Raw genomic sequence first — 24,461 nt, 5'->3', positions numbered from 1 at the left:
CCCGCGCCCCTCAGGGGCGCTTCCCGCCCGGGCTCGCCCGCCCCTCACCAGGACTCACACCCATGTTCCGTACCGCCCTGCGCAATGTGCTCGCGCACAAGGCCCGGCTGCTGATGACCGTGCTCGCCGTCATGCTCGGCGTCGCGTTCGTCTCCGGCACGCTGGTCTTCACCGACACCTTCGGCTCCGCCTACAAGAACAAGTCCGCGAAGAGCTTCGACCACGTCTCCGTCGCCATCACCCCGGACGGCGGCTCCCGCGGCGAGGACGGCCAGGAGGCCAAGCAGCGGCCCCGGCTGACCGACGCGCTGCTCGACGAGGCCCGGAAGCTGCCCGGCGCCGGATCCGTGATCGGCTCGTACACCGGCTTCACCGCGGTCGCCGACAAGGACGGCAAGCTCGTCGGCGGCGAGTGGGGCACCACCGGCGCCAACTACTACCCCGGCAAGGACGGCAAGGACCCGCGCTGGGACTTCACCGACGGCTCCGCCCCGAAGTCCGCGGGCGACATCGCCCTCGACAGCCGCACCGCCGACCGCGCCGGGTACAAGGTCGGCGACACCATCCGCTACTCCACCGACGGCCCCGTGCGCACCGCGAAGGTCTCCGGCGTCTTCGACACCGACGACGGCAGCGTCGTCGCGGGCGGCAGCCTCGTCGTCTTCGACAACGACACCGCGCGCGAGGTGCTCGGCAAGAAGGAGTACGACGAGATCGACGTGAAGGCCGCCGCGGGCACCAGCGAGTCCGCCCTGAAGGCGTCCGTCGAGAAGATCCTGCCGAAGGACACCGAGGCGGAGACCGGCGCCTCCCTGAAGGCCGACCAGGACCGCATGATCGAGCAGAACACCAGCGCCATGAGCCAGGTGCTGCTGATCTTCGCCGGGATCGCGCTGTTCGTCGGCATCTTCATCATCGCCAACACCTTCACCATGCTGGTCGCCCAGCGCACCAAGGAACTGGCCCTGATGCGCGCCGTCGGCGCCTCCCGCCGCCAGGTCACGCGCTCGGTGCTCATCGAGGCGTTCCTCGTCGGCCTGATCGCCGCCGTCGCGGGCTTCGCGCTCGGCATCGGCGTGGCCGTGGGCCTGGAGTCCCTGATGAACGCGGGCGGCGCCTCGCTGCCCGACGGCCCCCTGAAGGTCGCGCCCAAGACCATCCTGATCGCCCTGCTGATCGGCGTCGTCGTGACGATGCTGGCCGCCTGGCTGCCCGGCCGCCGCGCCGCGAAGATCCCGCCGGTCGCCGCCATGAACAGCGTCCACGCCTCGCCCACCACGCGCGGCCTGGTCGTCCGCAACACCATCGGCTCGCTCATCGTGGCGCTCGGCGTGGTCATGCTCTTCATGGAGGACAACTACGTGATGGCGGGCGGCGCCGGGGTCATCCTCGTCGGCGTCATCGTCCTCACCCCGCTGCTGTCCCGCCCGTTCATCGCCGCGTCCGCGCCGCTGCTCAAGCCGTTCGGCGTCACCGGCAAGCTGTCCCGCCTCAACTCGGTGCGCAACCCGCGCCGTACGGCCTCCACGGCCTCGGCCCTGATGATCGGCCTGACCCTCATCACGGCGATGACGGTCGTCGCGACCTCCATGAGCAACGCCATCAACAAGATGGCCGCCGACTCCCTGAAGGCCGACTACACCGTCTCCATGGCCAACTTCCAGCCGCTGACCCCCCAGGTCCGCGCCGACCTGGCCAAGCTGCCCGAGGTCGAGGCGTCCAGTCCGCTGCGCAACGCCGACGCCGAGGCCGACGGCTCCTCCACCCGCGTCACCGGCGTCGACCCGAAGGCCTTCGACAAGCTGGTCTCCCTCGACTACACCAGCGGCTCCGCCGCCGGGCTCAAGGGCGACAGCGTCCTCGTCGACGACGGGATGGCGAAGAGGAAGGGCCTCAAGGCGGGCGACACCCTCCCCGTGACCTTCGACGACGACAAGACCGTGCGGCTCAAGGTCGCGGGCGTGTACGAGTCCAACGAGATGCTGGACGGCCTCTTCGCCCCCACCTCCGTGGTCGACCCGCACCTCAACAAGATCGCCGACCAGCAGGTCCTGCTGAAGATGAAGGGCGGCACCAGCGACGAGGCCGAGGACGCCATCGTCAAGGCCCTGGGCGACAACCCCGCCATCAAGATCCAGGACAAGGACGACATCAGCAACGAGATCGGCGGCGCCATCAACATGCTGCTGAACATGCTGTACGGCCTGCTCGCCATGGCGATCCTCGTCGCGGTCCTCGGCGTGATCAACACCCTCGCGATGTCCGTCTTCGAGCGGAAGCACGAGATCGGCATGCTCCGCGCGATCGGCCTCGACCGCGCGAAGGTCAAGCAGATGGTGCGCCTGGAGTCCGTCGTGATCTCCCTGTTCGGCGCGGTGCTCGGCGTCGGCCTCGGCCTCTTCCTCGGCTGGGTCGCGGGCGACAGCATCTCCGGCACGGTGCAGACGTACACGATGGAGATCCCCGTCGGGCGGATCCTGATGTTCCTCGCCATCGCGGCGGTGGTGGGCGTCCTCGCGGCCGTGTGGCCCGCGCGGTCCGCCGCGCGGCTGAACCCGCTGCAGGCCATCAAATCCGACTGACGTCGGGCTGCGGCGGGCCCCGGGTGCTGGTGCGCCCGGGGCCCGTTTCAGCTATGCACGTGCGGGTGCGTCGTGGCTGGTCGCGCAGTTCCCCGCGCCCCTTCGGGGCGCTCAGCTCCGCCAGTCCCGGGTGCGCAGGGGCAGGCCCGACTCGCCGCGCTCCGGGGTCTTGACCGCCAGGACCTGGTTGACGCCGATCCTGTTGTGCTCGAAGGCCAGGGCCGAGGCCGCCATGTAGAGGCGCCAGATTCTGGCTCTGGCGGGGGACGTGAGGCGCTGGGCGCGGGGCCAGTCGGACTCCAGGTTGGCGACCCAGCGGCGCAGGGTGAGGCCGTAGTGCTCGCGGAGGGACTCCACGTCGCGCACCTCGAAACCGGCGCGCTCCAGGAGGCCGACCGTGGTGCCGAGCGGGGCGAGTTCGCCGTCGGGGAAGACGTAGGCGTCGATGAACTCGTCGACCGAGTACGCCGACTCGTCGTTCAGGGGGCGCCGCCCGATCTGGTGGTTGAGCAGCCGCCCGCCCGGCTTGAGCAGGGCGTACAGGTCGCCCGCGTACTCCAGGTACCGCTCGGCGCCGACGTGCTCGGCCATGCCGATGGACGAGATCGCGTCGTACGGGCCGTCCCGGACGTCCCGGTAGTCCTGGACGCGGATCTCGACGCGGTCGGTCAGGCCCTCCTGGGCGACGCGCTTGCGGGCGTACGCGGCCTGCTCCTGCGACAGCGTGACACCGACGACGTCGACGCCGTACTCGCGGGCCGCGTGGATCGCCATGGAGCCCCAGCCGCAGCCGACGTCGAGCAGGCGCATGCCCGGCCGCAGGCCGAGCTTGCGGGCGATCAGGTCGAGCTTGTCGCGCTGGGCGTCCTCCAGGGTGGACCGAGGGGACTCCCAGTAGGCGCACGAGTAGACCATGGACGGGCCGAGCACCAGCTCGTAGAAGTCGTTGCCCACGTCGTAGTGGTGGCTGATGGCCTGCCGGTCGCTGCCCTTGGTGTGCCGGTGCAGTCGGCCCGGCTTGCGCATCTCCTCGCGCGGCACGGGCGGCGGCACGAAGGGCGCCGCCATCGCCACCAGGGAGCGGACGGCGGCCCGCACCTCGGGGTCCCGCAGGGACGCGGTCAGGCTCCGCGCGTCCTCGCCGCGGTCCCAGATGAACTCGGCCAGCAGGTCGAGCGCCGCGTACAGGTCGCCCTCGACGTCGAGGTCACCGGCCACCCACGCCCGCGCGAGCCCCAGCTCCCCCGGCTTCCACAGCAGCCGCCGCAGCGCCCGGCGGTGGCGTACGACGAGCACGGGCGCCCCCGGCGGCCCGGCCTCCGAACCGTCCCAGGCACGGATACGCACCGGGAGCCCGGCCCCCAGTACCTGCTCGGCAACGCTCTTCAGCCGCGAAGCGGCGTCCTGCATGGCACACCTCCGTGATGCCGGTCCCGGAACGGTCCGTCATCCACGTAAACACCACCGGCCCGGCCACGCAGTCCCGCGCGCCCGTCACGAATGCGCAAAATAGCTGTAGGGCACATGCAGAAGGTCCGGGGGCGCCCGCGCACGAGAAAGGCCCGAAGGGCCCCGCACCACGGATAGCGGGACCCTTCGGGCCGTTGGGACTGCGAGCGCCGAGCGGCTAGGAGGCCTTGGCCTTCTCGGCGGGAGCGGGCGCCGCCGCCTTGGGGGCGGGCTTGGCGGCCTCGTAGAACTCCTCGCGCGGGGTCTCCATCGCACCGAGGGAGACGACCTCGCGCTTGAGGAACATGCCGAGCGTCCAGTCGGCGAAGACGCGGATCTTGCGGTTGAAGGTCGGCATGGCCATGCCGTGGTACCCACGGTGCATGTACCAGGCCAGACGGCCGCGCAGCTTGATCTTCATCTTGCCGAAGACGATCATCGCGACGCCCTTGTGCAGGCCGAGGCCCGCGACCGCGCCCTTGTTGGCGTGGCTGTACTCCTTCTGCGGGAAGCCCCGCATGCCGGAGATCACGTTGTCGCCGAGGACCTTGGCCTGGCGCAGGGCGTGCTGGGCGTTCGGCGGGCACCAGGCGTTCTCGTTGCCCGCGCGGCGGCCGACGAGGTCCGGGACCTGGGCGTTGTCGCCCGCGGCCCAGATGTAGTCGGTGCCCTGGACCTGGAGGGTGGCCTGGGTGTCGACGTGGCCGCGGGGGCCGAGCGGCAGGCCGAAGCGGGCGAGCGCCGGGTTCGGCTTCACACCGGCGGTCCACACGATCGTGTTGGAGTCGACCTCCAGGCCGTTCTTCAGCACGACGTGGCCGTCGACGCAGGAGTCCATGGAGGTGGAGAGGTAGACCTCGACCCCGCGGCCCTCCAGGTGCTCCTTGCCGTACTGGCCGAGCTTGGGGCCGACCTCGGGCAGGATCTTGTCGGCGGCGTCGACGAGGATGAAGCGCATGTCCTCGCGGGACACGGTCTTGTAGTACTTGGCCGCGTCGCGGGCCATGTCCTCGACCTCGCCGACGGTCTCGGCACCGGCGAAGCCACCGCCGACGAAGACGAAGGTCAGCGCCTTGCGGCGGACCTCCTCGTCGGTCGTGGAGTCGGCCTTGTCGAGCTGCTCGAGCACGTGGTTGCGCAGGCCGATGGCCTCCTCGATGCCCTTCATGCCGATGCCCTGCTCGGCGAGGCCGGGGATCGGGAAGGTGCGGGAGACCGCGCCCATGGCGATGACCAGGTAGTCGAAGGGCAGCTCGTACGCCTCGCCCACGAGGGGGGCGATCGTGGCGACCTTGCGGTCCTGGTCGATGGTCGTGACCCGACCGGTCAGCACTTCGGCCTTCGGCAGCACGCGTCGCAGCGGGACGACGACGTGCCGCGGCGAGATGCTGCCGGCGGCGGCTTCGGGGAGGAAGGGCTGGTAGGTCATGTACGACCGGGGGTCGACGACCGTGACGGTCGCCTCGCCGTAGCGCATCTTCTTCAGAATGCGCCGAGCTGCGTACAGGCCTACGTACCCACCGCCTACTACGAGGATCCTGGGACGCTCCGTGGTGCTCATGCCATTGAGTATCCACCCCCTCAGGAGGGGTCGCTCGTGCGCCCCTTCACAAGGATGGGTGGGGCCTCTGCTACACTTCGCCGCCCACGTGACGGAGGTCATGACACCTCAGGGGAACCACCGGGTGGCCCAAGTCGTTGTCAACCCCTCTTGAGCAGCCACTCCTGGCCCCCGGCCCGGGTGGACCACACGCCGGTTCACACGCCTGTAACACATATGAAGCGTCCCCCAGGACCACTCCGCGCCTTCGAATGACCGCTTTCGGGGCCCGAAGTCCTCAGAACCGCCCCCAACAGGGCCGTTTTCCTTGTGAAGAACTTCACGAACTTTCCCGACAGCCTGTCGCCCGCGGCCCCCGGAAGCCACCCGGAGGCCGCTCATCTGCCAAGCCCCCTCGCTCAGGCGATGGACCAGGCGATGCCGTCGAGGATGTCGTGCTCGCTCACGACGACCTCGCGGGCCCCGATCCGGTCCATGATCGCGAGCAGCACGACGGCGCCCGCCACGATCACGTCCACGCGGCCCGGGTGCATCACGCCGATCGCCGCGCGCTCGGCGTGCGTGGACCGCACGAGCCGCGCGACGACCTCGCTCACCTGCTCGTACGGGATGCGGGAGTGGTGGATGGCGGCGGAGTCGTACTCCTTGAGGCCGAGCGCCATCGCGGCCACCGTGGTGACCGTGCCCGCGAGGCCGACGAGCGTGTGCGCCTCGCGCAGCGGCACCGTCTCCTCGACGAGGTCCAGGGCGGCGGCGACGTCCGCGCGGATCGCGGCGATCCGGTCCTCGGCGGGCGGCTCGGTGACGGCTCCGTCGCGTACGAGGTGGCGTTCCGTCATACGGACGCAGCCGATGTCCACGGAGCGGGCCGCCCGCACCCGGCCGTCGCCGACGACGAACTCCGTGGAGCCGCCGCCGAGGTCCACGACCAGGTAGGGCGTGGCCAGGTCGGCGCGGCCCGCCAGCTCCCTGGTGGCGCCGGTGAAGGAGAACTCCGCCTCCTGGTCGCCGCTGATGACCTCCGGTTCGACGCCGAGGATGTCGAGGACGCCGCTGACGAAGTCGGCGCGGTTCTCGGCGTCGCGGGAGGCGGAGGTCGCCACGAAGCGGACGCGTTCGGCACCGTGCGCCTTGATGACGGCGGCGTAGTCGCGGCAGGCCGCGAAGGTGCGCTCCAGGGCCTCCGGCGCGAGGCGGCCCGTCCTGTCGACGCCCTGGCCCAGGCGGACGATCTGCATGCGCCGGTCGAGGTCGACCAGCTCCCCGGTCGCGGGGTCGGCGTCCGCCACGAGCAGGCGGATCGAGTTGGTGCCGCAGTCGACGGCGGCCACGCGGGTCACGATGGGTACTCCTTGGTGTGGACGGTCACCCGGCCCGCCGGTCGGCGGGGAGGCGGTCCGCGCCAGGGGCCGACCTGGCGCAGCCGGGAATCACGGGTGGGCGGGGACGGCGGCCTCAGCTCTCGCAGGCCGAGACGCAGGGGCCCTTGCGCCACCACTCCGGCAGCATCGCGATCGCCTCGTCGCCCAGCGGGTTCACCCCGGGGCCCGCGACCAGCGAGTGGGCCACCAGGACGTGCAGGCACTTCACCCGGTCCGGCATGCCCCCGGCCGAGGGGAACCCCTCAAGGACCTCGATGGCGTCGCGCCGGGCGATGTAGTCCTCGTGCGCCGCGCGGTAGGCCGCCGCCAGCTCCGGATCGGTGGCGAGCCGCTCGGTCATCTCCTTCATGACCCCGTTGGCCTCCAGCGTGCCGATCGCGGACGCGGCGCGCGGGCACGTCAGGTAGTACGTGGTCGGGAAGGGCGTGCCGTCGGGGAGCCGGGGCGCGGTCTCGACGACGTCCGGCTGCCCGCACGGGCAGCGGTGCGCGATCGCCCGCAGACCGCGCGGGGGCCGCCCGAGCTGCTGCTTGAAGGCCTCGACGTCGGCGTCCGTGGGCGCGGTGGGCTCGGTCTGGGGCGGGGGCGTTTCCATGCCTGTCTTTCGGTCAGTTCCGTACGGACGTACGGAGGTGTCAGTTGTCGTCGGCGGAGCCGGAGGAATCGGCTGAGTCGGCGGAGCCGGTGCGACCGGCGCGGTCGGCCTTGTCGACGCCGTCCCAGACGTTCGAGTACCAGGGCCGGTCGGTGCCGCCGTCGTCGCCGCGGTGGCGGGCGGTCGCCTCGGGGTCGATCACCGTGAAGCCGGTCTCGCCGGGCAGCACGTAGTGCAGCCGGTCGCGGATGCGCTGCTCGGCGTACGCGTCGTCCTGCCAGCGGGCCTTCTCGTCGCGCAGGCGCTCGACGTTCTCGCGGTGCTCGGCCTGCTTCTGGCGCTGCTCGGCGATCTCGGCGCGCTGGGACACGTACTGCCGTATCGGGTACGCGAGCGCCACGACCAGCGAGCAGACCACGAGGACGAGCAGGGCCGCGCGGCCGGTGAGCCGGGAGCGGCGGGCCTGGCGCTTGGTCTGGGAGCGGTAGACGCGCTCCGCGGTCTGCTCACCGAGCAGCTTCAGCCGCGTCGCGGTGGAGAACCGGTCCCGGTTCTTCACTGCCATGTCCGCCTCCCCACTACGTGCGTACGTCCCCGCACACGGTACGGGACCGAGTACGGGGACGTACGTACGACTGGCTAGGCCTTAGCCCTTGCTGTGCTTACTGGTTCGCGGAGCGAAACCGCGGGAACGCCGAGCGGCCCGCGTACACCGCCGCGTCGTCGAGGATCTCCTCGATGCGGAGCAGCTGGTTGTACTTGGCGACGCGGTCCGAGCGGGCCGGGGCGCCGGTCTTGATCTGGCCGCAGTTCACCGCGACGGCGAGGTCGGCGATGGTGACGTCCTCGGTCTCGCCGGAGCGGTGGGACATCATGCACTTGAAGCCGTTGCGCTGGGCCAGCTCGACGGCGTCCAGGGTCTCGGTCAGGGAGCCGATCTGGTTGACCTTGACGAGCAGGGCGTTGGCGGCGTTCTCGTCGATGCCGCGCTGGAGGCGCTCGGGGTTGGTGACGAAGAGGTCGTCGCCGACGATCTGGACCTTCTCGCCCAGCTTCTCGGTGATGATCTTCCAGCCGTCCCAGTCGTCCTCGTACAGCGGGTCCTCGATGGAGACCAGCGGGTACGCGGAGACCAGCTCCTCGTAGTACTCGGTCATCTCGGCGGCCGAGCGGGACTTGCCCTCGAATTCGTAGGCGCCGTCCTTGTAGAACTCGGACGCGGCGACGTCGAGGGCGAGCGCGATCTGCTCGCCGGGGACGTAACCGGCCTGCTTGATGGCCTCGACGATGAGGTCGAGGGCGGCGCGGTTGGACTCCAGGTTCGGGGCGAAGCCGCCCTCGTCGCCGAGGCCGGTGGACAGGCCCTTGTTCTTCAGGACCTTCTTCAGCGTGTGGTAGACCTCGGCGCCCCAGCGCAGGGCCTCGGAGAAGGACTCCGCGCCGATCGGGGCGATCATGAACTCCTGGATGTCGACGTTGGAGTCCGCGTGGGACCCGCCGTTCAGGATGTTCATCATCGGCACCGGGAGCAGGTGCGCGTTCGGGCCGCCCAGGTAGCGGAAGAGCGGCAGGTCGGACGCCTCGGAGGCGGCGTGGGCCACGGCGAGGGAGACGCCGAGGATGGCGTTGGCGCCGAGGGAGCCCTTGTTGTCGGTGGCGTCCAGGTCGAACATGGCCTGGTCGATCAGGCGCTGCTCGGTGGCGTCGTAGCCGACCAGCTCCGGGCCGATCTGCTCGATCACGGCGAGGACGGCCTTCTCGACGCCCTTGCCGCCGTAGCGGTTGGCGTCTCCGTCACGCAGTTCGATGGCCTCGAAGGCGCCGGTGGAGGCGCCGGACGGGACGGCGGCACGGCCGGTGGATCCGTCGTCGAGGCCGACCTCGACCTCGACCGTGGGGTTGCCGCGGGAGTCCAGGATTTCCCGGGCTACGACGACGTCGATGGACGGCACGAGCATCTCCTTCTGGGATGTGACGCGGGGTACGCGGGGTGCGCGGGTGTTCCAGGGGGCCGCGCTGGCCCCCGCGACACGAGCCTAACCGGCTCCGGGGCATCGGCCAGCCGACCGCCCAGCCCTTGGACGGAACCCGGGCACAAAAGTTTGCGTACGGAACAAAAGCCTACGCAACAAAAGGTACCGCCCCGGCGCGGCAGCGGGTGCGCGCACCGGGGCGGTGAGCCCGTGGGGACGGGAGGCCACCGGCCGGGGGCCGGGGCGGGCGGGGCCCCGGAGGTCAGCTGAGGTGCAGCTGCTGGCCCGGGTAGATGACGTCCGCGTCGTCGACGATGTCGTCGTTGAGCTGGTAGAGCTTCTGCCAGCCGCCCTTGACGCCGTGCTCCGCGGCGATCTTGGAGAGGGTGTCGCCGGACTCGACCTTGTACTCGCCGTCGCCCTTCTTGACGACCTTGCCGGTCGGGGTCTGGACGGTCTTCGGGGCGGCCTGCTGCGGGGCGGCCTGCTGCGGGCGCGGCTGCGGCTTGGCCTGCTGCTGCGGCTGCTGCTGGGGCTGAGCCTGCTGCTGCGGCTGGGCCTGCTGCTGCGGGCGCTGCTGGTGCTGCTGCTGGGTCTGCTGCTGCGGCTGCTGCTGGGTGGCGCCGCCGCCGTTGTACGGGGCGCTGGACAGGCCCACGCCGCACTTCGGCCAGGCGCCCTTGCCCTGGCCCGCGAGGACCTTCTGGGCGATGGCGATCTGCTGGGCCTTGGTGGCCTTGTCGGCGGTCGGCGCGTACTGGGTGCCGCCGTACGCGGCCCAGGTGGAGGCCGAGAACTGGAGGCCGCCGTAGTAGCCGTTGCCGGTGTTGATCGACCAGTTGCCGCCGGACTCGCACTGGGCGACGCGGTCCCACTCGGAGGCGGTGGCGGCGTTGGCGGTGCCCGCGGCCATCAGCGGAGCGGCGACGGCGGCGCCGGTGACACCGACGACGGTGGCGGCACGGGTGGCCTTGTCGAGCTTGGTCGGACGGCGGTGCTTGCCCTTGCCGGAACGCAGCATGGAGTGATCCCCTCACCGACGCCTGCGAGGTGAGCTGTCGGGTTCGGGCCGGTCAGTTGCCCGGCCGCGCGTCCTAGCGCGCGGCTTCACCCCTAGCCGTTCCTGGCCGTCTCTCAACGGCCGGGCCCGGCGCTTACCTTGGGTCCCCCGCTCCTGCCTTCGGCGCTCGAAGCGACGACTGTTCCCGTCCGGCCGTTGGCAGGATTCGGCGTACCGACCGGCGGGGCCCGCTGTGGCGAGCGGTCCTGACCGTAGACAGGCAATCGCCCGAATTTCAAAGACGATCAGGGCCTCTGAGACCCATCTCTCACTTGCCCCTCACCATCTTTAAACCGGACATTAACGGCCAAGTCGACCGCCAACTGGAGCCCCGGAACCTCTACTTCCGCGCTGCGTCCGCAGCCTGGCCCTCGCCCAGTTCGAGCCGCTGACCGGGCAGGATGAGGTCCGGGTCGCCGCCGACGGTGTTCTTGTTGCCCTCGTAGAGGGAGGACCAGCCGCCGTCAAGGTCGTGGGTGTCGGCGATGGTTGAGAGGTTGTCGCCGGAGCGGACCGTGTAGGTGCCACGGGCGTCGCCCGTGTCCCGCGCGCCACCCTCGCCCCGCGCCTCGCCGCGCGAGGCGTGCCGCCCGCCGCCGTCGGAGCCGTCCGCGGCGCCGCCCGCGCGGCCCTCCGTGGCGTCCGGGCCGCCGGGCGCGGAGGGGTCGCCGCTGGGGCCGCGGTGGCGCCCGGAGGGGGCGTCGGCGGGGTCCTCGGAGCCCTCGGGGCGCTCAGGGCGCTCGGAGTCGCCGGGCGGCGTCGCGTCGCCCTTCCCGGGCCGGGTCCGCTCGCCGTCCTTGCCGGTGTCCTGGTCGGCGTCCTTGTCGGCGTCCTGGTCGGCGCCGTCGGCCCCGGTGTCCGCGTCGGGCTTGCGGTGCTTGCCGGTGCCCTTGCTCTCGCCCTTGTCCTCGCGGGCGGTGTCACCGGCTTCGTGATCCTTGTCTCGCGCGTCGCGGGAACCGTCGGAGTCCGCGCCGTCGCGGGACGCCTCGCCGGAGGTCTCCTTGCCGCCGTCCTTGCCGCCGTCCTTGCCGCCGCCGGAGGAACCGTCGGCGGACCCGCTGGAGCGCTCCGGCGTGACCGGCAGGCCCGGGTCGACGTCGGCCTTCTCGCCGCCCTTGCTGAGGCCGGACGCGGGGCCGCAGTGCGGCCAGGCCTTCGGGCCCTGGTCGGCGAGGACCTTCTCGCCGATGTCGATCTGCTGGGAGCGGCTGGCCTGGTCGGGGCTCGGCGCGTAGGCGAGGCCGCCGTAGTCCTCCCAGGTCTCCTGGGACAACTGGAGGCCGCCGTAGTAGCCGTTGCCCTCGTCCGCGCTCCACGCGCCGCCGCTCTCGCAGTCCGCGACCCGGTCCCAGGTGCCCGCGTCCGCCGCGCTCGCGCCGGTGGCGGCGAACAGCGGCAGGGCGAGGGCGGAGCCGGTGACTCCCGCGGCGACGACGATCGCCGGGGCCTGACGGGGACGGCGGTGACGGCCTTGGCCGGAGAGCATGCAGATGCCTTTCGCGCGACGACAGGACGACTGCGGCACGTGGTGCGTCAGGGTGCCGAGTCGTCGTGAACGTAGCCGCAGTCGAACGTCAGTCACAAGTCGATGCAGCGCAGATCACGTGAAAGTCACAGCTTTGACGGCGTGTCAGCGTGCGCGCGGAGTGAACTCCACCGGCAGGGTCCGCAGGCCGCGCATGATGAGCCCGCCACGCCACCTCAACTCCTCCGGTTCTACGGCGAGTTGGAGGTCCGGTAGGCGGCGGAGCAGGGTCGCGAGCGCGGTCTGGCCCTCCAGGCGGGCGAGCGGCGCGCCGAGGCAGTAGTGGATGCCGTGGCCGTAGCCGAGGTGCTGGTTGTCGCGGCGCGCCAGGTCGAGCAGGTCGGGGTCGGGGAAGCGGTCCGGGTCGCGGTAGGCGGCGGCGAGCACGACCAGGACGGGGTCGCCGACGGCGATGTCCTGCCCGCCGATGCGCAGCGGCTCGGTGGCGAACCGCCAGGTGGCCAGCTCCACGGGCCCGTCGTAGCGCAGCAGTTCCTCGATGCCGGTCTCCAGCAGGCCCGTGTCGCCCGCGTCGAGGGACTTCTGCAGGGTCTCGCGCTGGTCGGGGTGGGTGAGCAGCGCGTATGTGCCGTTCCCGATGAGGTTGACGGTGGTCTCGAACCCGGCGAAGAGGAGGATGAACGCCATCGCGGCGGCCTCGTTCTCGGTCAGGTGCTCGCCGTGGTCGGAGGCGCGGATCAGCCCCGAGATCAGGTCGTCGCCCGGCGCCTCGCGCTTGCGGTGGATCAGCTCGGCGAGGTAGCCGCGCATCTTCTTCACCGACCGGGCGACCCCGCCCCTGGGGCCCCCGCCGTGCCGGATCATCATGCCCGCCCAGTCCCGGAAGTCGTCCTGGTCCTCACGCGGTACGCCGAGCATGTCGCAGATGGCGTAGATGGGGAGCGGAAAGGCGAACTCATGGATGAGGTCGGCCTCGCCGCGTTCGACGAACCGGTCGATCAGCTGATCGGTCAGCTCCTGGACGCGCGGGGCGAACTCGGCCACGCGGCGCGGCGTGAACGCCTTGGACACCAGACGTCTGAGACGAGTGTGGTCCGGGGGGTCGATGTTGAGCAGGTGGGTCATCAGCTCGGCCTTGCGTTCGCCCGGGATGCCGGTCTTGCCCTTCGCGTGCGCGGGCTCGTCGTGGTGGGCCGGGTTCTTGCTGAGCCGTTGGTCGGCGAGCGCCTGGCGGGCGTCCGCGTACCGGGTGACGAGCCAGGCCTCCACGCCGCTTGGCAGCTGCCGCTTGCTGACGGGGGCGTGCTGGCGCAGCCAGGCGTACGCCGGGTACGGGTCGCTGGCGAACGCCCAGGTGAAGAGTTCCGGCTCGGGGGGTGTGGGCTGGTGCGGGTGGTGCATGGGGCCGACGGTATCCGGTCCCTCGCGGGGGCGCCCCAGACCCACCCCTTCCCCGAAACCATGGGGCTCCGCCCCCTGGCACCCCCGTCAATCGGCCTTCGGCCTCGTCCTCAAACGCCGGACGGGCTAAAACTCTGCCGCGAGGGCTACGCCTCCGCTGCGCGCACCGCGTCCCGGTAGGCGCGGGCCGCGGCCCGCAGCGCCGCCTCCGGGTCGACGCCCTCGGACTCCGCGCGGACGGCCATGGCCAGCAGGGCATAGCCCACGCCCTCCCCCTGCGGAAGGGGGACGTCCAGGCCCGCCGTGCGCACGCGCGAGGCGAGCTTCGCCGCGAGGGCGAGGCCGGGCTGGCCGAGGGGGATGCCCTCCGTCACGGAGGTGCGCCGCTTCTCCTCCGCCTTGGTGCGCAGCCAGTGCTCCTTGACCTCCTCCGGCGTCGCCGCGGTGTCGTCGCCGAAGACGTGCGGGTGACGGTGGATGAGCTTGTCGACGATCGCGGCCGCCACGTCGTCGACGGAGAACGGCTCGTCCGGGTCCTCCTCGGCGATCCGGGCGTGGAAGACGACCTGGAGCAGGACGTCGCCCAGCTCCTCGCGCAGCTCGGTGCGCTCGCCGTCCTCGATGGCCTCGACCAGTTCGTACGCCTCCTCGATGGCGTACTTCGCGAGGCCCTCGTGGGTCTGGCGGGACAACCAGGGGCACTCGGCGCGGATGCGGTCCATGACCTGGACCAGGTCGAGGAGGCGGGCTCCGGGCAGGTCGTACGAACCGGGAAGCAGCTCCAAGTCCGGCATCGCGACGCGGCCGGTGCCCGCGAGCCGGGCCAGGCCGTCCGTCAGCGGGCGGTCGCCGTCGGCCGTGGCGATCACCAGGACCGTGCGGCCGCCCGCGCAGGCGCGCACCAGCTCCTCGGCGGTCGGCGCGGCCTGCTTCACGTCGACGCCCGCCTCCCGGACGTACGGAAGCTGGGGGTGGGCCGCGTCGGCGCACAGGACCTCGTCGGCGTCGCGCAGCGCCCGCCAGGCGGTCCAGGACAGCAGGCCGGGCGCGACCCGGTGGCTGGTGGTGAGCAGGATGACGTGCCCGGCGTCGTCCACCGGGGACGCCTGGGCCGCCGGGGACGCCGGGTGCGCCGGGTTGACCGAGTTGGAGTTCACGGGCCGAACGTAACCCACCCCACTGACAACGCCCCGCTCCCGGCCGCTACACCTGCGTCTTCGTCGCTCCCTCGGGCCGCGACACCTCGCGCACCCACGGCGTCCTGGCGTCGGCGCGCTTGCTCTGCTTGACGTCCCACGTGCCGTACCGCGGGTTCAGGTCGATGTCGAGCTTCTTGGACGTCTTGGCGAGCGCGGTCCAGAAGGCGGCCCGGCCCTGCGGCGTGTTCATGTCGGCGCCGAGGGCGCGGGCGAGCTTCTGGGCCTCGATCTCCGTGGTGATGCTGGCGTCGAGGTGCTTCGGCGCGACGCTGTACTGCTGGAGCCAGCTCGCCTCCAGGGCCTTGCGGCCGCCCGCCTGCTCCTCCAGCTGGCCGCGCATGGTCTGGATCTCCTTGCGCGTGACGGTCACCCCGGCGTCCCGCGCGGCCCGGTGCAGGACGCGGTCGAGGACCATGGTGTGCAGGGTGGAGCGGGTGAGGCCGCCGGACTTGGCGATGGCCTGCTCGTAGGTCCGGTCGTCGGGGAGCGCGGCCCGCTGCGCGGAGCGCACCTCGTTCACCCGGCCCTCCAGTTGCGCGACCGTGATGCGGTCGTCGCCGACGACGGCCGCGGCGCCGGGGTGCGCGTCGTTGCCGCAGGCGGTCAGGAGGGGGGCCGCGGTGAGGGCGGCGGCGGTGAGGAGGAGCGCGGTGCGACGACGGCGGTGCAAGTTGGCCTCCCGGTGGAGAGATTGTGCTTCGCTGCACAAAGTCTTGCGGTGATCGATGGTAGGCAGCGGTGGTCGGCTCGGCCACCTTTTCGACCAACGATTCGCCGGGAGTTGGGGCACCCCCGCTCACCCGTGGGCCCGCTTGTCCGGGTTGTCCGCGGCGCCGTCCGCGCACCTGTCCGAACCGGCTGCCCGCGCACCTGGCCGAACCGGCTATCCGCGCACCTGGCCGAGCCACTGGAGGGTGCGGCGGATCTCCGCGGGGAACGGGTGGCCGATGCCGTGCACCCGCTCGGCGTCGACGACCAGGCGGGCGAGCGCGTCGTGCGCGGCCGGGCGGTCGCCGAGGGCGAGCAGTAGATGCCCGATGCGGCGGCGGATCTCCAGGGCCTGGCGGAGGTCGTTGGAGGCGTACTGGTTCTCGTAGTAGGGGAGCAGCGCGCGGTACTCGGCGAGGGCCGCGGCGGGCTCGCCGAGCTGTTCGAGGCACTGGGCGGCCTCGTAGCGGAACTGGAGGGACTGCGGGTCGGCCTGCCCGGACTCGGCGGCGCGCTCGTCGGCGAGGCGGCGCAGCTCGGGCAGGGCGCGGCGGTACTGGCCGTCGTCCATGAGGGTGGCCGCGTACTGCTTGCGCAGGGTGCGCACGACGGGTGAGCGCTCGCCGTGGCGGGCGGCGGCGGCCGGGAGGATCGCGCCGAGGATGTCCACGGCCTGGGTGATGCGGCCCTCGCCGAGCAGCTTCTTGACCTCGTCGACGGCCGTGGCGACGTCCTGGCCGTGCGCGGGGCCCGGCGCCAGGGGCCGCGGGGCGGGCGCGGGCGTGGCGGCGCGGTCGGGCCAGGGGGCGTGCGGGCGCAGGAAGGGCCGGGTCGGGTCGAGGGGGCGGCCGGTGGGCACGGAGCGGCCGGGCAGCAGCGGCACCAGTTCCTCGTACACCGCCTGGGCGCTGTCCGGCCGGTGCTGGGGGTCCTTGGCGAGCAGGCGGAGGACCAGGTTCTCGACGGCTTCGGGGACCTCGGGGCGCAGTCGGCGCACGGGCAGCGGCGGCTCGTACAGGTGGCGGTGGAGCACGCCGAGCGCGGTGGAGCCGGAGAACGGCACGTCGCCGCTGAGGAGTTCGTGCATCAGGACGCCGAGCGCGTACAGGTCGGTGTACGGGCCGACGGCGCCGCCCATGGCCTGCTCGGGCGCCATGTAGGAGGGGCTGCCGATGGGGGTGCCGGTGTGGGTGAGGCGAGTGGTGTCGGTGTCCATGACCGAGGCGATGCCGAGGTCGAGGATGGTGAGCGTGCCGTCCTGGCGGACCATCACGTTCCGCGGCTTGAGGTCGCGGTGCACGATCGGCACGGCGTGCACGGCGGAGAGCACGGCGCACAGCTGGGCGGCGACGGCGACGGCCCACTGCCAGGGGTAGGGGTCGTGCTCGGCGAGGTGGTCGCCGAGGTCGGCGCCGTCGACGTACTGCATGACCAGGTAGAGGTCGTCGCCGTCGCTGCCCGCGTCGTGCACGGTGACCAGGCCGGGGTGGTCGACCTGGGCGGTGACGCGGCACTCGCGCACGAAGCGGCGGCGCAGCTCGTCGGCCTCGGCGCCCGCGACCTTGTCGGGGCGCAGCAGCTTGACGGCGACGCGCCGGTCGAGCCGCTGGTCGTAGGCCGTCCAGACCTGGCCCATGCCGCCCTGTCCGATGAGCGTGGACAGTTCGTAGCGCCCGGCGATCACGCGCCGGTCGGTCCCCCGGGTCACGGTCAGCTGCCGCCTTCCTGCTTGCGCAGGTAGTCACTCAGCTCGTCGAGTTCGGCGCGGACCTGCTCGATGCGGGCGGGTGCCGGGCGGGTGGGGGGTGGCGGGGTGGCCGGGGCGGGGGCTGGCGCGGGGGTGGGCTGGGCCGGGTAGCCGTATCCGGCCTGCGGTGGGGGCGGCGCGTAGCCGCCGAAGTGGGTCTGGCCGAACTGGCTCTGGCCGAACTGCGACTGCTGGAAGTGCGCCGCGGCCTGCCGCTGGAGCTTGTTGTGGTGGCCGATGTCCATGGTCAGGTAGTACGCGATCACGGGCACCACCAGGGAGACGAGGATCGTCATGCCCGCGTTGCCGGGCTCGGCGAACTCCTCCTCGCCCTGGTCGATCCCGATGAGGACGACCGCCACCACCTCCAGGGCGACGACGGCCACGAACAGCACCCAGTCCCGGGCCTTGCGGGTGAGAAGCGCGAGCCGCAGCATCGCCGCCCACGACAGGAAGCCGCAGGTGAGGACGGCGAGGACCACGAACAGCACGCGCAGCGTCACGGGCGAGCCCGCGGACGGGGCCGGTGGGGGCGGCGGCACATAGCCGTTGCCGTGCATGGCTGCTCCTGGTACCTGGCGGGCGGACGGTCGGGTGGGTCCACTGTGTGGATTCGAGCGTATAGGCCGACTCCGGGGACCCGTCTGTGGTTGTACCGAACCGTTGTCGTACTGGTCACGCGGTACGTCTCAGTCCGGTGGCTCGGGGGTTCCGGGGGGCGTGTGGGGTCGGTGCCGCGGGTCGGTGCGGGGTCAGTCGGGCGGGCCCGGCGCCACCGTGCCGTCGGTGAGGCCGTCGTACAGGCCGCGTACGAGCTGTTCGCCGAGGCGTCCGGCGTGGCGCAGGGCGTCCTCGAACGCGGCGAGGGCGCGGAAGCGCTCGCCGTAGCCGCGCTGGCGGTCCAGGGGCAGGCGTGGCAGTTGCAGGCGGCGCACGTCGAGCCGGGCGGAGGTGGAGGCGTAGCTGCTGGCCTGGCGGTTGTTGGCGGTGCCGCGCAGGAATCCGGCGAGGAACCAGCAGTCGACGGCGGCCGGGTCGGGCCGCAGCAGGGCCAGGCCGCGGCCGAGGGCGGCGCCCGCGGTGGCGTCGTCGATGACGCGGACGGCGGTGGTGCCGCCGTGCACGGGCAGGACGACGTCGCCGGGTTCGGTGAGCACGGGTGGCGCGGTCGGGGGCTCGTCCAGGAGGGGTGCCGGGGCGGGCGGGGTGCCGTTGAGGACGTCGTGGTCGGTGAGGACCGGCACGCCCTGGGGGTGTCGGGGCCCGCGGTGCGCAGGGTGAGGGCGCCCGCCCGGGCCAGTTCGCCGACGGTGGTCAGCGGCCAGCGGGCGGCGTCGGGGGCGCCGCGCTCGACGCGGGGCGGGGTGAGGTCGGCGGTCAGGCGCAGCGTCGCGTCGAGCCGGGCGCGGACCTCGCGCAGCTCCTCGGGGCCGCCGCGCGCGGCCCGGGGCGGCAGGCGGCGGGCGGGCGCCAGGTCGACCTCGTCGTCGAGCAGGTCGAGCACCGGCACGGACAGGGCGAGCCCGGGGCGTTCGTCGAGGGTGCCGTCGCGGTCGAAGCGGCGGAAGGCGTCGAGCACGGCGTCCTGCACGGCGGGCCAGGCGCGCGGGTCGCGCCCGTCGGGCCCGTCCGCGCCGTCGGCGCAGGCCCCGGCGGCCTCGACGAGCAGCACCTGGGACGCGGCGGGCGTGCCGGGGCCCGGCCTGCGCAACACCCAGACGTGCAGCGGCAGGTGGTACGGGGGCGCGGCGCCGGTGGGCAGCGCGATCACGGCGCGCAGGGCGCCGCGGCGCAGCAGGTCGGCGCGGATGCGGCGGCCGGAGCGGCGGGACGCGGCGGCGGGCGGCATCAGGAGCACGGCGGTGCCGCCGTCGCGCAGGCGGGCCAGGGCGTGCTGCACCCAGGCGAGTTCGGACTCGGTGCGGGCGGGCAGGCCGTACTCCCAGCGCGGGTCGTACGCCAGCTCGTCGTGGCCCCAGTTGCGGTCGTTGAACGGCGGGTGGCACAGGACGGCGTCGGCGGCCAGGTCCGGGTGGGCGTCGGCGCGCAGCGTGTCGGCGGCGGTGGTGCGCACGGCCGCGTCGGAGGCGAGGGCCAGGCGCAGCGCGGTCAGCGCGGCCAGGTCGGGGGCGCTGTCCTGGCCGTGCAGGCGCTGCCCGGGGCGCGCGCCGTGGGGGCCGGTGGCGGCGTGCAGCAGGGCGCCGGTGCCGCAGGCCGGGTCGAGCACGGTGTCCGCGGGTCCGGCCTGGGCGGCGAGCGCGGCCATCAGGGCGGCGGGGCCCGCGGGCGTGAGGGTGTACTGGCGGGGGTTGGCGTCCAGGTGGCGGCCGAGGAGGAACTCGTACGCCTTGTGCGCGCCGAGTTCCGCGGCCAGTTCGGCGGCGGAGCGCAGCAGCGGGACGGACGGCAGGAGTTCGGGCGTCGCCGGGAGCGGCACGGCGCGGGCGCGGCCGGGCGGGCCGAAGCGGGGGGTGAGGGCGGCGTCGAGGGCCCCGGGCAGCAGCCGGGCCAGGCGGGCGTCGGACACGGCGCTCACCCGGAGCCAGTCGGGGTGCCGGTCGCGGACCAGGAGCAGGGCGCAGCCCGTGTGCAGCAGGGCGGTGGCGGGGCCCGCGGGGTGTCCGGCGAGCTGCTGCCAGACCCGTTCGCGCAGCGGGACCTCGGAGAGCTTGCCCTGGCCGCGCAGCCAGCGCTCGACGTCGGCGAGGGCGAAGGAGGGGCTGGTGTCGGTGCCGCCGACGGGCTTGGGGAAGTCGGCGTGGCGGCGGCGCCAGTTGCTGACGGCGGCGCGGCCGACTCCGGCGAGGCGGGCGATTCCGGCGGCGGTGACCTCGGGGGCGGCGGTGCCGCCCGCTGCGGGTTCGGCCGCCGTCCTGTCCTCCGCGTCGTCCCCCCGCCGCGTCGGCCCGCTGGTCGCCACTGGCCCGCCCCTCATCACTCGTCGTCGCTCGTCGTCGCTCGTCGTCGCTCGTCATCGCTCGTCGCGAAGGCTCGCGCCCAGCGGCATCAGCCGGTGCCGCCGGTGTCCGCGCGCGGTGCGCCCTGGTCATGGCGCTCCGCGTACCGCGGTCTTCCCCTGGACCGCGTGCGCCGTCGAGCTTACCCACCCGGGTTGGGCCGACCCCTTCACAGTCGTTGACCACCCGATCACTGTGAACCGTGTTGACTCGGTTCACAAGCTTCTGGTCTGATGTCCATGCTCAACACGAACTCCCTGGGGGACTCATGCACACGCATCGCACCGCCATCGCCGCGCTCTGCCTCACCGCCGCTGCGGCCGTCACGCTCACGGCGTGCGGCGACGACAAGGGCGACGGCGCCGACGGCGCCAAGGGCGCGAAGAAGCCCGCGGCGGCCACGAAGCAGAAGGAGCCGTTCGCGGGCCTGTCGGGCCCGGACGTCATCGAGAAGGCCGTGCGGGCCACGTCGTCCGCCAAGGCGCTGCGCATCAAGGGCAGCGCCCCCGACGGCGAGGGCGGCACGGTGACGATGGACATGGCGCTCAACACCCGCGGCGAGTGCGCCGGTTCCCTCAGCGTGAACGGCCAGGGCTCCATGGACCTGATCGCCAACCGCACCACGGTGTACATGCGGCCCGACGCGGAGTTCATCCGCACCGACGAGAAGGGCAACGCCGAGCCGGACAAGGAGGGCACGGAGGCGGCGGTCGACACGCTCGCGGACCGCTGGTCGAAGGCGAGTGCCAAGGGCAGCGACGCCAAGGACATGGCCGCGTTCTGCGACCTCGACACGATCCTGGCGGAGTTCAAGGACGTGGACTCGGCCGCCCGCCGCGGCAAGGAGACCACCGTCGACGGCACCCCGGCACTGACGCTCCACGAGGCCGAGGGCAAGGACCGGTACACGATCTACGTGGCGACCAAGGGCAAGCCGTACCTGCTGAAGATCGTCAACGAGAAGGCGAAGAAGGACGAGACGCTGGCCTTCTCCGACTACGACAAGCCGGTCAAGGCGACGCCGCCGAAGGGCGACGTCCTCGACCTGGACAAGCTGGAGGGCTGAGCCCCGGCCCGGGGTCAGCCCTCACGGGCGCTCCCACGGGCGCCCCGGTCCGCGCCCCACGGGGGGGCGCGGCGCGTGCCTCACAGCACATACCTCACAGCGCGTGCCGCACCCACACATTGGGCTCGACGTACACCGCGTACCCGCGGCTGGCCGCGCAGTGCACCGGCACCAGCGCGCCGGGCACCTCCACCAGGCCGTCGGTGTCGAAGGGCAGGCCCGTCCACTCCCGCCACCGCGCGAGCGTGCCCGTCACCGTCATGGACACCGGGGCCACCTTCTCGATGACGCCGCCCGCGCGGACGTGGACCCGCAGCCACGGGTCGTGCGGCAGGCCGTCGTCCCGGGTGCGGCGGGCGTACTCCTCTATGTCGGCGGCCGGTTCGAGGTGCTTGGCGTTGGGCCGCACCGGGGCGACGACCTCGGTGAAGCCGCGGGCGCGCGCGTTGTCCCGCATCGCGGCGAGCATCCTGCCGGAGAGCCCCGTGCCCTGGAGGTCGGGTACGACGACGACCTCGATGGCGCTGACCGTGTCGGGCTTCGCGCCGCGCCGCAGGTCGGAGAACGCCCACAGCATGACCTGGTCCCAGCCGCCGTCCGGCAGTTCGCCGCGCCCGTCGGCGCCCAGCGCGAACGGCACGCTGAACGCGCGCGCCACCACCCGGCCCCGCTCGTCCGTGGCCACCAGGACGTAGTCGGGCAGGTCGGCGGCGATCCGCCCCATCAGCGACCACGCCACCGGGTCGTGCTCCATGAAGGCGGCCCAGGTGTCGGCCATGGCCCACATCGGCCCCTGGAGCTCGGGGCGTTCGGCGAGGGTGGTGATCTTCAGGTCCATACCGCGCACCCTAACGGCGTACTCGGGACCCGCAAACCGATTATCGAACGCCCCGCCGTTGTCGAACGCCCCGCTCACCGTGCCCGGAACCGGCTGGGCGCCTCGGTGGGAGTGCCGCCGCTCGGCAGCCTTTGGTCCGGGCAGCGGTTCAGGACCCGCTTCATCGCGTCGCGTTCGGCGGCCGTCACCCACACCCCGTACTTCTTCTTCACGGCGACCTGCCGGGCCACATAGGCGCAGCGGTAGGGCTTGTGGGGCGGCAGCCAGGTCGCCGCGTCGGCGTCGCCCTTGCTGCGGTTGGGCCCGGCGGCGACCGCGAGGAGGTTCAGCGGGTCGTTGGCGAAGGCGATGCGCTTGCTCGGCGCCCAGCGGGAGGCGCCCTTCTGCCAGGCGTCGGAGAGCGCGACCAGGTGGTCGATGTCGACCTGGCTGCGGCCGCGGGCGAACGTCACGTCGGCGCCGCTGTACGGGTCGCCGACGAGCTTGCCGCCGGTGACCACGCAGCGGCCGTCGCGGTACGTCACGCCCTTCAGGTCCCGCTTGAGTATGTCGTCGCGGGTGCCGCAGCCGTTGGAGTCGGTGTCGGCCCAGGCGCTGCCGAACCGTTCCCGCGCGTAACCGGTCTTGGGGGCGCGGCCCTTGACGGTGAGGGAGTCGACGGCGGCGAGCGCGGATCCGGCACGCGCGCCGGGAGCCCCGTCCTTCCCGCCACTTCCGCCGTCGCCGTCGCAGCCGACGGCGCCGCCGCCCAGCACGGCGACCACCACGACGGCGCCCACCGCGCCGCGCCGCCTCGCGCCACCCAGAACCACAGGTCCTCCCTCCCTCACCCGGCCGACCGCCGGGCACCACGACGGCCGCCCTCCCGGCGGCCGACCGCCCAGACCCTACCTGCCCGCGCGGGCAAGTCGCACAAACCGGATGTTTCACCGCGCCCCGCGTGCGCAGGGAACGCGCCAACTCGGCGCTGGCGCCGCGGGGTTGGAGATCGCGCCGGGAATAGCCGGGGCCCGTGCGCCGCTTGAGGCCGGTGAGCCCGCCGGAAGACCCGGACGGGACACCCGACTTCGAGGGCAGAGACATGACAGGACGGAGCACGTCCCGGCGCCCGGCGCGAAGAACGGGCGCCGCACTGCTCGCGGCGGCCACGCTGGCCGCGCTGCCCGTCGTCGGCGCCGAGGGGCTGACCGGCCCCTCCGGCGCCGCGGCGGCCGGGCACGGGACGACCGCGCACGAGACAACCGCGAACGGAACGACCGCGCAGGAGACGACCGCGTACGAGAAGCGGGCCGACTGGCAGGGCGGCTGGGCCGCGTCACCGCAGCCGCCGAGCGAGCCCTTCGAGCCGAACTGGTCCCGGAAGGGCTTCGCGGACCACACCGTCCGCCAGGTCGTCCGCGTCAGCAGGGGCGGCACCAAGGCCCGTATCGAACTGTCCAACCGGTACGGGCGGAAGCCGCTGCGGATCTCCGGCGCGACGATCGCCCGCACGGCCGGGGGCGCGGCCGTCAAGGACGGTTCGGTGCGGCGGCTGACCTTCGGCGACGAGGGGTCGCTGACCGTCCCGGCGGGCGCCACCGCGACCAGCGACAGCCTGCCGTTCCCGGTGCGGGCCCTGGAGTCGCTGACGGTCACGCTGTACCTGGCGGAGCCGACCGGGCCCGCCACCTACCACATGCAGGCCTCCACCACGAGCTACCGCGCCCGGGGCGACCACGCGGCCGACCGCGACGGCACCGCGTTCACGGAGACCAGCACCTCCTGGTACTACCTCACCGGCGTCGAGGTCAGCGGCAGGTCCACCGCCCGCCGCGACGCGGTGGTGGCGTTCGGCGACTCCATCACCGACGGCACCAACTCCACCCTCGGCGCGAACAACCGCTACCCCGACGAGCTGGCCGAGCGCCTCGCCGCCGCCGGGAAGCCCCGCAGCGTCCTCAACCACGGCATCTCCGGGAACCAGGTCACCATCGACAGCACCTGGGCCGGGGAGAAGGGCGTCACCCGCTTCAAGAAGGACGTGCTGACCGAGCCGAACGTCAGCACCGTCATCGTCCTCGAAGGCATCAACGACATCGGCATCGGCAGGGGCGACCCGGAACCCCCCGGCGCCAGGACCACCGAGGTGTCGGCGCGCAAGATCATCGACGGCCACCGCTCCCTGATCCGCCAGGCCCGCGCCCGCGGCATCAAGGTGATCGGCGCCACGCTGACGCAGATCAAGGGCTCGTTCTACGACACCCCCGTCAACGAGGCCAAGCGCGACGCGGTCAACGACTGGATCCGCACCTCCGGCGAGTACGACGAGGTGGTCGACTTCGACCGCGCCCTCGCCGACCCCGCCGACCCGGACCGCATGGCGCCCGCCTACGACTCGGGCGACGCCCTGCACCCGAGCGACGCCGGGTACCGGGCCATGGCCGACGCCCTGGACCTGCGCCGCCTCTGAGCCGC

General features: G+C 72.8%; 18 protein-coding genes, 1 pseudogene and 1 riboswitch. Of the genes and pseudogenes, 3 read left to right on the top strand and 16 right to left on the bottom strand.

Features of this window, described 5'->3' with window-relative positions:
* Positions 1 to 62: 62 nt before the first annotated feature.
* Complete coding sequence (locus tag ACOBQU_RS22925; RefSeq protein WP_423629182.1) at positions 63 to 2,582, top strand: ABC transporter permease; 2,520 nt, start codon at positions 63 to 65, stop codon at positions 2,580 to 2,582.
* 111 nt (positions 2,583 to 2,693) lie between these two features.
* Here ACOBQU_RS22925 and ACOBQU_RS22920 read toward each other — a convergent pair whose 3' ends face one another.
* The 14 genes and pseudogenes from ACOBQU_RS22920 to ACOBQU_RS22855 all read right to left on the bottom strand — a co-directional run bounded on the left by ACOBQU_RS22920 (position 2,694) and on the right by ACOBQU_RS22855 (position 20,081).
* Positions 2,694 to 3,992, bottom strand: a complete 1,299-nt coding sequence (locus ACOBQU_RS22920; RefSeq protein WP_423629181.1) for a class I SAM-dependent methyltransferase — start codon at positions 3,990 to 3,992, stop codon at positions 2,694 to 2,696.
* A gap of 217 nt (positions 3,993 to 4,209) precedes the next feature.
* Positions 4,210 to 5,592 (bottom strand): NAD(P)/FAD-dependent oxidoreductase, encoded by a 1,383-nt coding sequence (locus tag ACOBQU_RS22915; protein WP_423629180.1) that lies wholly within the window; start codon positions 5,590 to 5,592, stop codon positions 4,210 to 4,212.
* 398 nt (positions 5,593 to 5,990) lie between these two features.
* On the bottom strand, positions 5,991 to 6,932 hold the full coding sequence (locus ACOBQU_RS22910) for an exopolyphosphatase (protein ID WP_423629179.1): 942 nt from the start codon (positions 6,930 to 6,932) through the stop codon (positions 5,991 to 5,993).
* Between the two features lie 115 nt (positions 6,933 to 7,047).
* Entirely contained in the window at positions 7,048 to 7,569 is a 522-nt protein-coding gene (locus tag ACOBQU_RS22905) for a DUF501 domain-containing protein (protein WP_423629178.1), read from the bottom strand.
* A gap of 40 nt (positions 7,570 to 7,609) precedes the next feature.
* Positions 7,610 to 8,134, bottom strand: a complete 525-nt coding sequence (locus ACOBQU_RS22900) for an FtsB family cell division protein (protein ID WP_423629177.1) — start codon at positions 8,132 to 8,134, stop codon at positions 7,610 to 7,612.
* Positions 8,135 to 8,231: 97 nt separating this feature from the next.
* Complete coding sequence (gene eno, locus ACOBQU_RS22895; RefSeq protein WP_423629176.1) at positions 8,232 to 9,527, bottom strand: phosphopyruvate hydratase; 1,296 nt, start codon at positions 9,525 to 9,527, stop codon at positions 8,232 to 8,234.
* 277 nt (positions 9,528 to 9,804) lie between these two features.
* Positions 9,805 to 10,563, bottom strand: coding sequence for a transglycosylase family protein (locus ACOBQU_RS22890; RefSeq protein ID WP_423629175.1), 759 nt, complete (start codon positions 10,561 to 10,563; stop codon positions 9,805 to 9,807).
* 4 nt (positions 10,564 to 10,567) lie between these two features.
* Positions 10,568 to 10,738, bottom strand: a riboswitch (cyclic di-AMP (ydaO/yuaA leader).
* Positions 10,739 to 10,942: 204 nt separating this feature from the next.
* Positions 10,943 to 12,091, bottom strand: a complete 1,149-nt coding sequence (locus tag ACOBQU_RS22885) for a transglycosylase family protein (protein WP_423629174.1) — start codon at positions 12,089 to 12,091, stop codon at positions 10,943 to 10,945.
* A gap of 144 nt (positions 12,092 to 12,235) precedes the next feature.
* Positions 12,236 to 13,492 (bottom strand): cytochrome P450 family protein, encoded by a 1,257-nt coding sequence (locus tag ACOBQU_RS22880; protein WP_423629173.1) that lies wholly within the window; start codon positions 13,490 to 13,492, stop codon positions 12,236 to 12,238.
* Positions 13,493 to 13,638: 146 nt separating this feature from the next.
* A complete protein-coding gene (locus ACOBQU_RS22875) occupies positions 13,639 to 14,667 on the bottom strand; it encodes a nucleoside triphosphate pyrophosphohydrolase (RefSeq protein ID WP_423629172.1) in 1,029 nt (342 codons plus the stop codon).
* A 28-nt stretch (positions 14,668 to 14,695) separates the two neighbouring features.
* Complete coding sequence (locus ACOBQU_RS22870; protein WP_423629171.1) at positions 14,696 to 15,361, bottom strand: SurA N-terminal domain-containing protein; 666 nt, start codon at positions 15,359 to 15,361, stop codon at positions 14,696 to 14,698.
* Positions 15,362 to 15,574: 213 nt separating this feature from the next.
* Positions 15,575 to 17,083: a protein kinase domain-containing protein gene (locus ACOBQU_RS22865; protein WP_423634649.1), complete on the bottom strand. Its 1,509-nt coding sequence runs from the start codon at positions 17,081 to 17,083 to the stop codon at positions 15,575 to 15,577.
* A 26-nt stretch (positions 17,084 to 17,109) separates the two neighbouring features.
* Positions 17,110 to 17,706, bottom strand: a complete 597-nt coding sequence (locus ACOBQU_RS22860) for a hypothetical protein (RefSeq protein WP_423629170.1) — start codon at positions 17,704 to 17,706, stop codon at positions 17,110 to 17,112.
* 192 nt (positions 17,707 to 17,898) lie between these two features.
* Positions 17,899 to 20,081: pseudogene (locus ACOBQU_RS22855) on the bottom strand (N-6 DNA methylase).
* 290 nt (positions 20,082 to 20,371) lie between these two features.
* On the opposite strand from ACOBQU_RS22855, the gene ACOBQU_RS22850 reads away from it, so the two are divergent.
* Positions 20,372 to 21,169, top strand: a complete 798-nt coding sequence (locus ACOBQU_RS22850; protein WP_423629169.1) for a hypothetical protein — start codon at positions 20,372 to 20,374, stop codon at positions 21,167 to 21,169.
* Positions 21,170 to 21,263: 94 nt separating this feature from the next.
* On the opposite strand, the gene ACOBQU_RS22845 is transcribed toward ACOBQU_RS22850, so the two are convergent.
* Positions 21,264 to 22,007: an N-acetyltransferase gene (locus ACOBQU_RS22845; protein ID WP_423629168.1), complete on the bottom strand. Its 744-nt coding sequence runs from the start codon at positions 22,005 to 22,007 to the stop codon at positions 21,264 to 21,266.
* A gap of 74 nt (positions 22,008 to 22,081) precedes the next feature.
* A complete protein-coding gene (locus ACOBQU_RS22840) occupies positions 22,082 to 22,813 on the bottom strand; it encodes an HNH endonuclease family protein (protein WP_423634647.1) in 732 nt (243 codons plus the stop codon).
* 275 nt (positions 22,814 to 23,088) lie between these two features.
* Between ACOBQU_RS22840 and ACOBQU_RS22835 the strand changes: the two genes are divergently transcribed.
* On the top strand, positions 23,089 to 24,456 hold the full coding sequence (locus ACOBQU_RS22835; RefSeq protein ID WP_423629167.1) for an SGNH/GDSL hydrolase family protein: 1,368 nt from the start codon (positions 23,089 to 23,091) through the stop codon (positions 24,454 to 24,456).
* The last annotated feature ends 5 nt before the right edge of the window (positions 24,457 to 24,461 follow it).

This window comes from Streptomyces sp. G45 (assembly GCF_049542095.1).
Taxonomy (GTDB): domain Bacteria; phylum Actinomycetota; class Actinomycetes; order Streptomycetales; family Streptomycetaceae; genus Streptomyces.
This window is presented reverse-complemented; position numbering and strand designations above follow the sequence as displayed.

Coding starts and splice junctions, on each gene's coding strand:
- ACOBQU_RS22890 (WP_423629175.1), bottom strand. CDS start 10,563: ATGCTGCGTTCCGGCAAGGGCAAGCACCGCCGTCCGACCAAGCTCGAC.
- ACOBQU_RS22900 (WP_423629177.1), bottom strand. CDS start 8,134: ATGGCAGTGAAGAACCGGGACCGGTTCTCCACCGCGACGCGGCTGAAG.
- ACOBQU_RS22860 (WP_423629170.1), bottom strand. CDS start 17,706: ATGCACGGCAACGGCTATGTGCCGCCGCCCCCACCGGCCCCGTCCGCG.
- ACOBQU_RS22920 (WP_423629181.1), bottom strand. CDS start 3,992: ATGCAGGACGCCGCTTCGCGGCTGAAGAGCGTTGCCGAGCAGGTACTG.
- ACOBQU_RS22905 (WP_423629178.1), bottom strand. CDS start 7,569: ATGGAAACGCCCCCGCCCCAGACCGAGCCCACCGCGCCCACGGACGCC.
- eno (WP_423629176.1), bottom strand. CDS start 9,527: ATGCTCGTGCCGTCCATCGACGTCGTCGTAGCCCGGGAAATCCTGGAC.
- ACOBQU_RS22835 (WP_423629167.1), top strand. CDS start 23,089: ATGACAGGACGGAGCACGTCCCGGCGCCCGGCGCGAAGAACGGGCGCC.
- ACOBQU_RS22885 (WP_423629174.1), bottom strand. CDS start 12,091: ATGCTCTCCGGCCAAGGCCGTCACCGCCGTCCCCGTCAGGCCCCGGCG.
- ACOBQU_RS22845 (WP_423629168.1), bottom strand. CDS start 22,007: ATGGACCTGAAGATCACCACCCTCGCCGAACGCCCCGAGCTCCAGGGG.
- ACOBQU_RS22915 (WP_423629180.1), bottom strand. CDS start 5,592: ATGAGCACCACGGAGCGTCCCAGGATCCTCGTAGTAGGCGGTGGGTAC.
- ACOBQU_RS22880 (WP_423629173.1), bottom strand. CDS start 13,492: ATGCACCACCCGCACCAGCCCACACCCCCCGAGCCGGAACTCTTCACC.
- ACOBQU_RS22850 (WP_423629169.1), top strand. CDS start 20,372: ATGCACACGCATCGCACCGCCATCGCCGCGCTCTGCCTCACCGCCGCT.
- ACOBQU_RS22925 (WP_423629182.1), top strand. CDS start 63: ATGTTCCGTACCGCCCTGCGCAATGTGCTCGCGCACAAGGCCCGGCTG.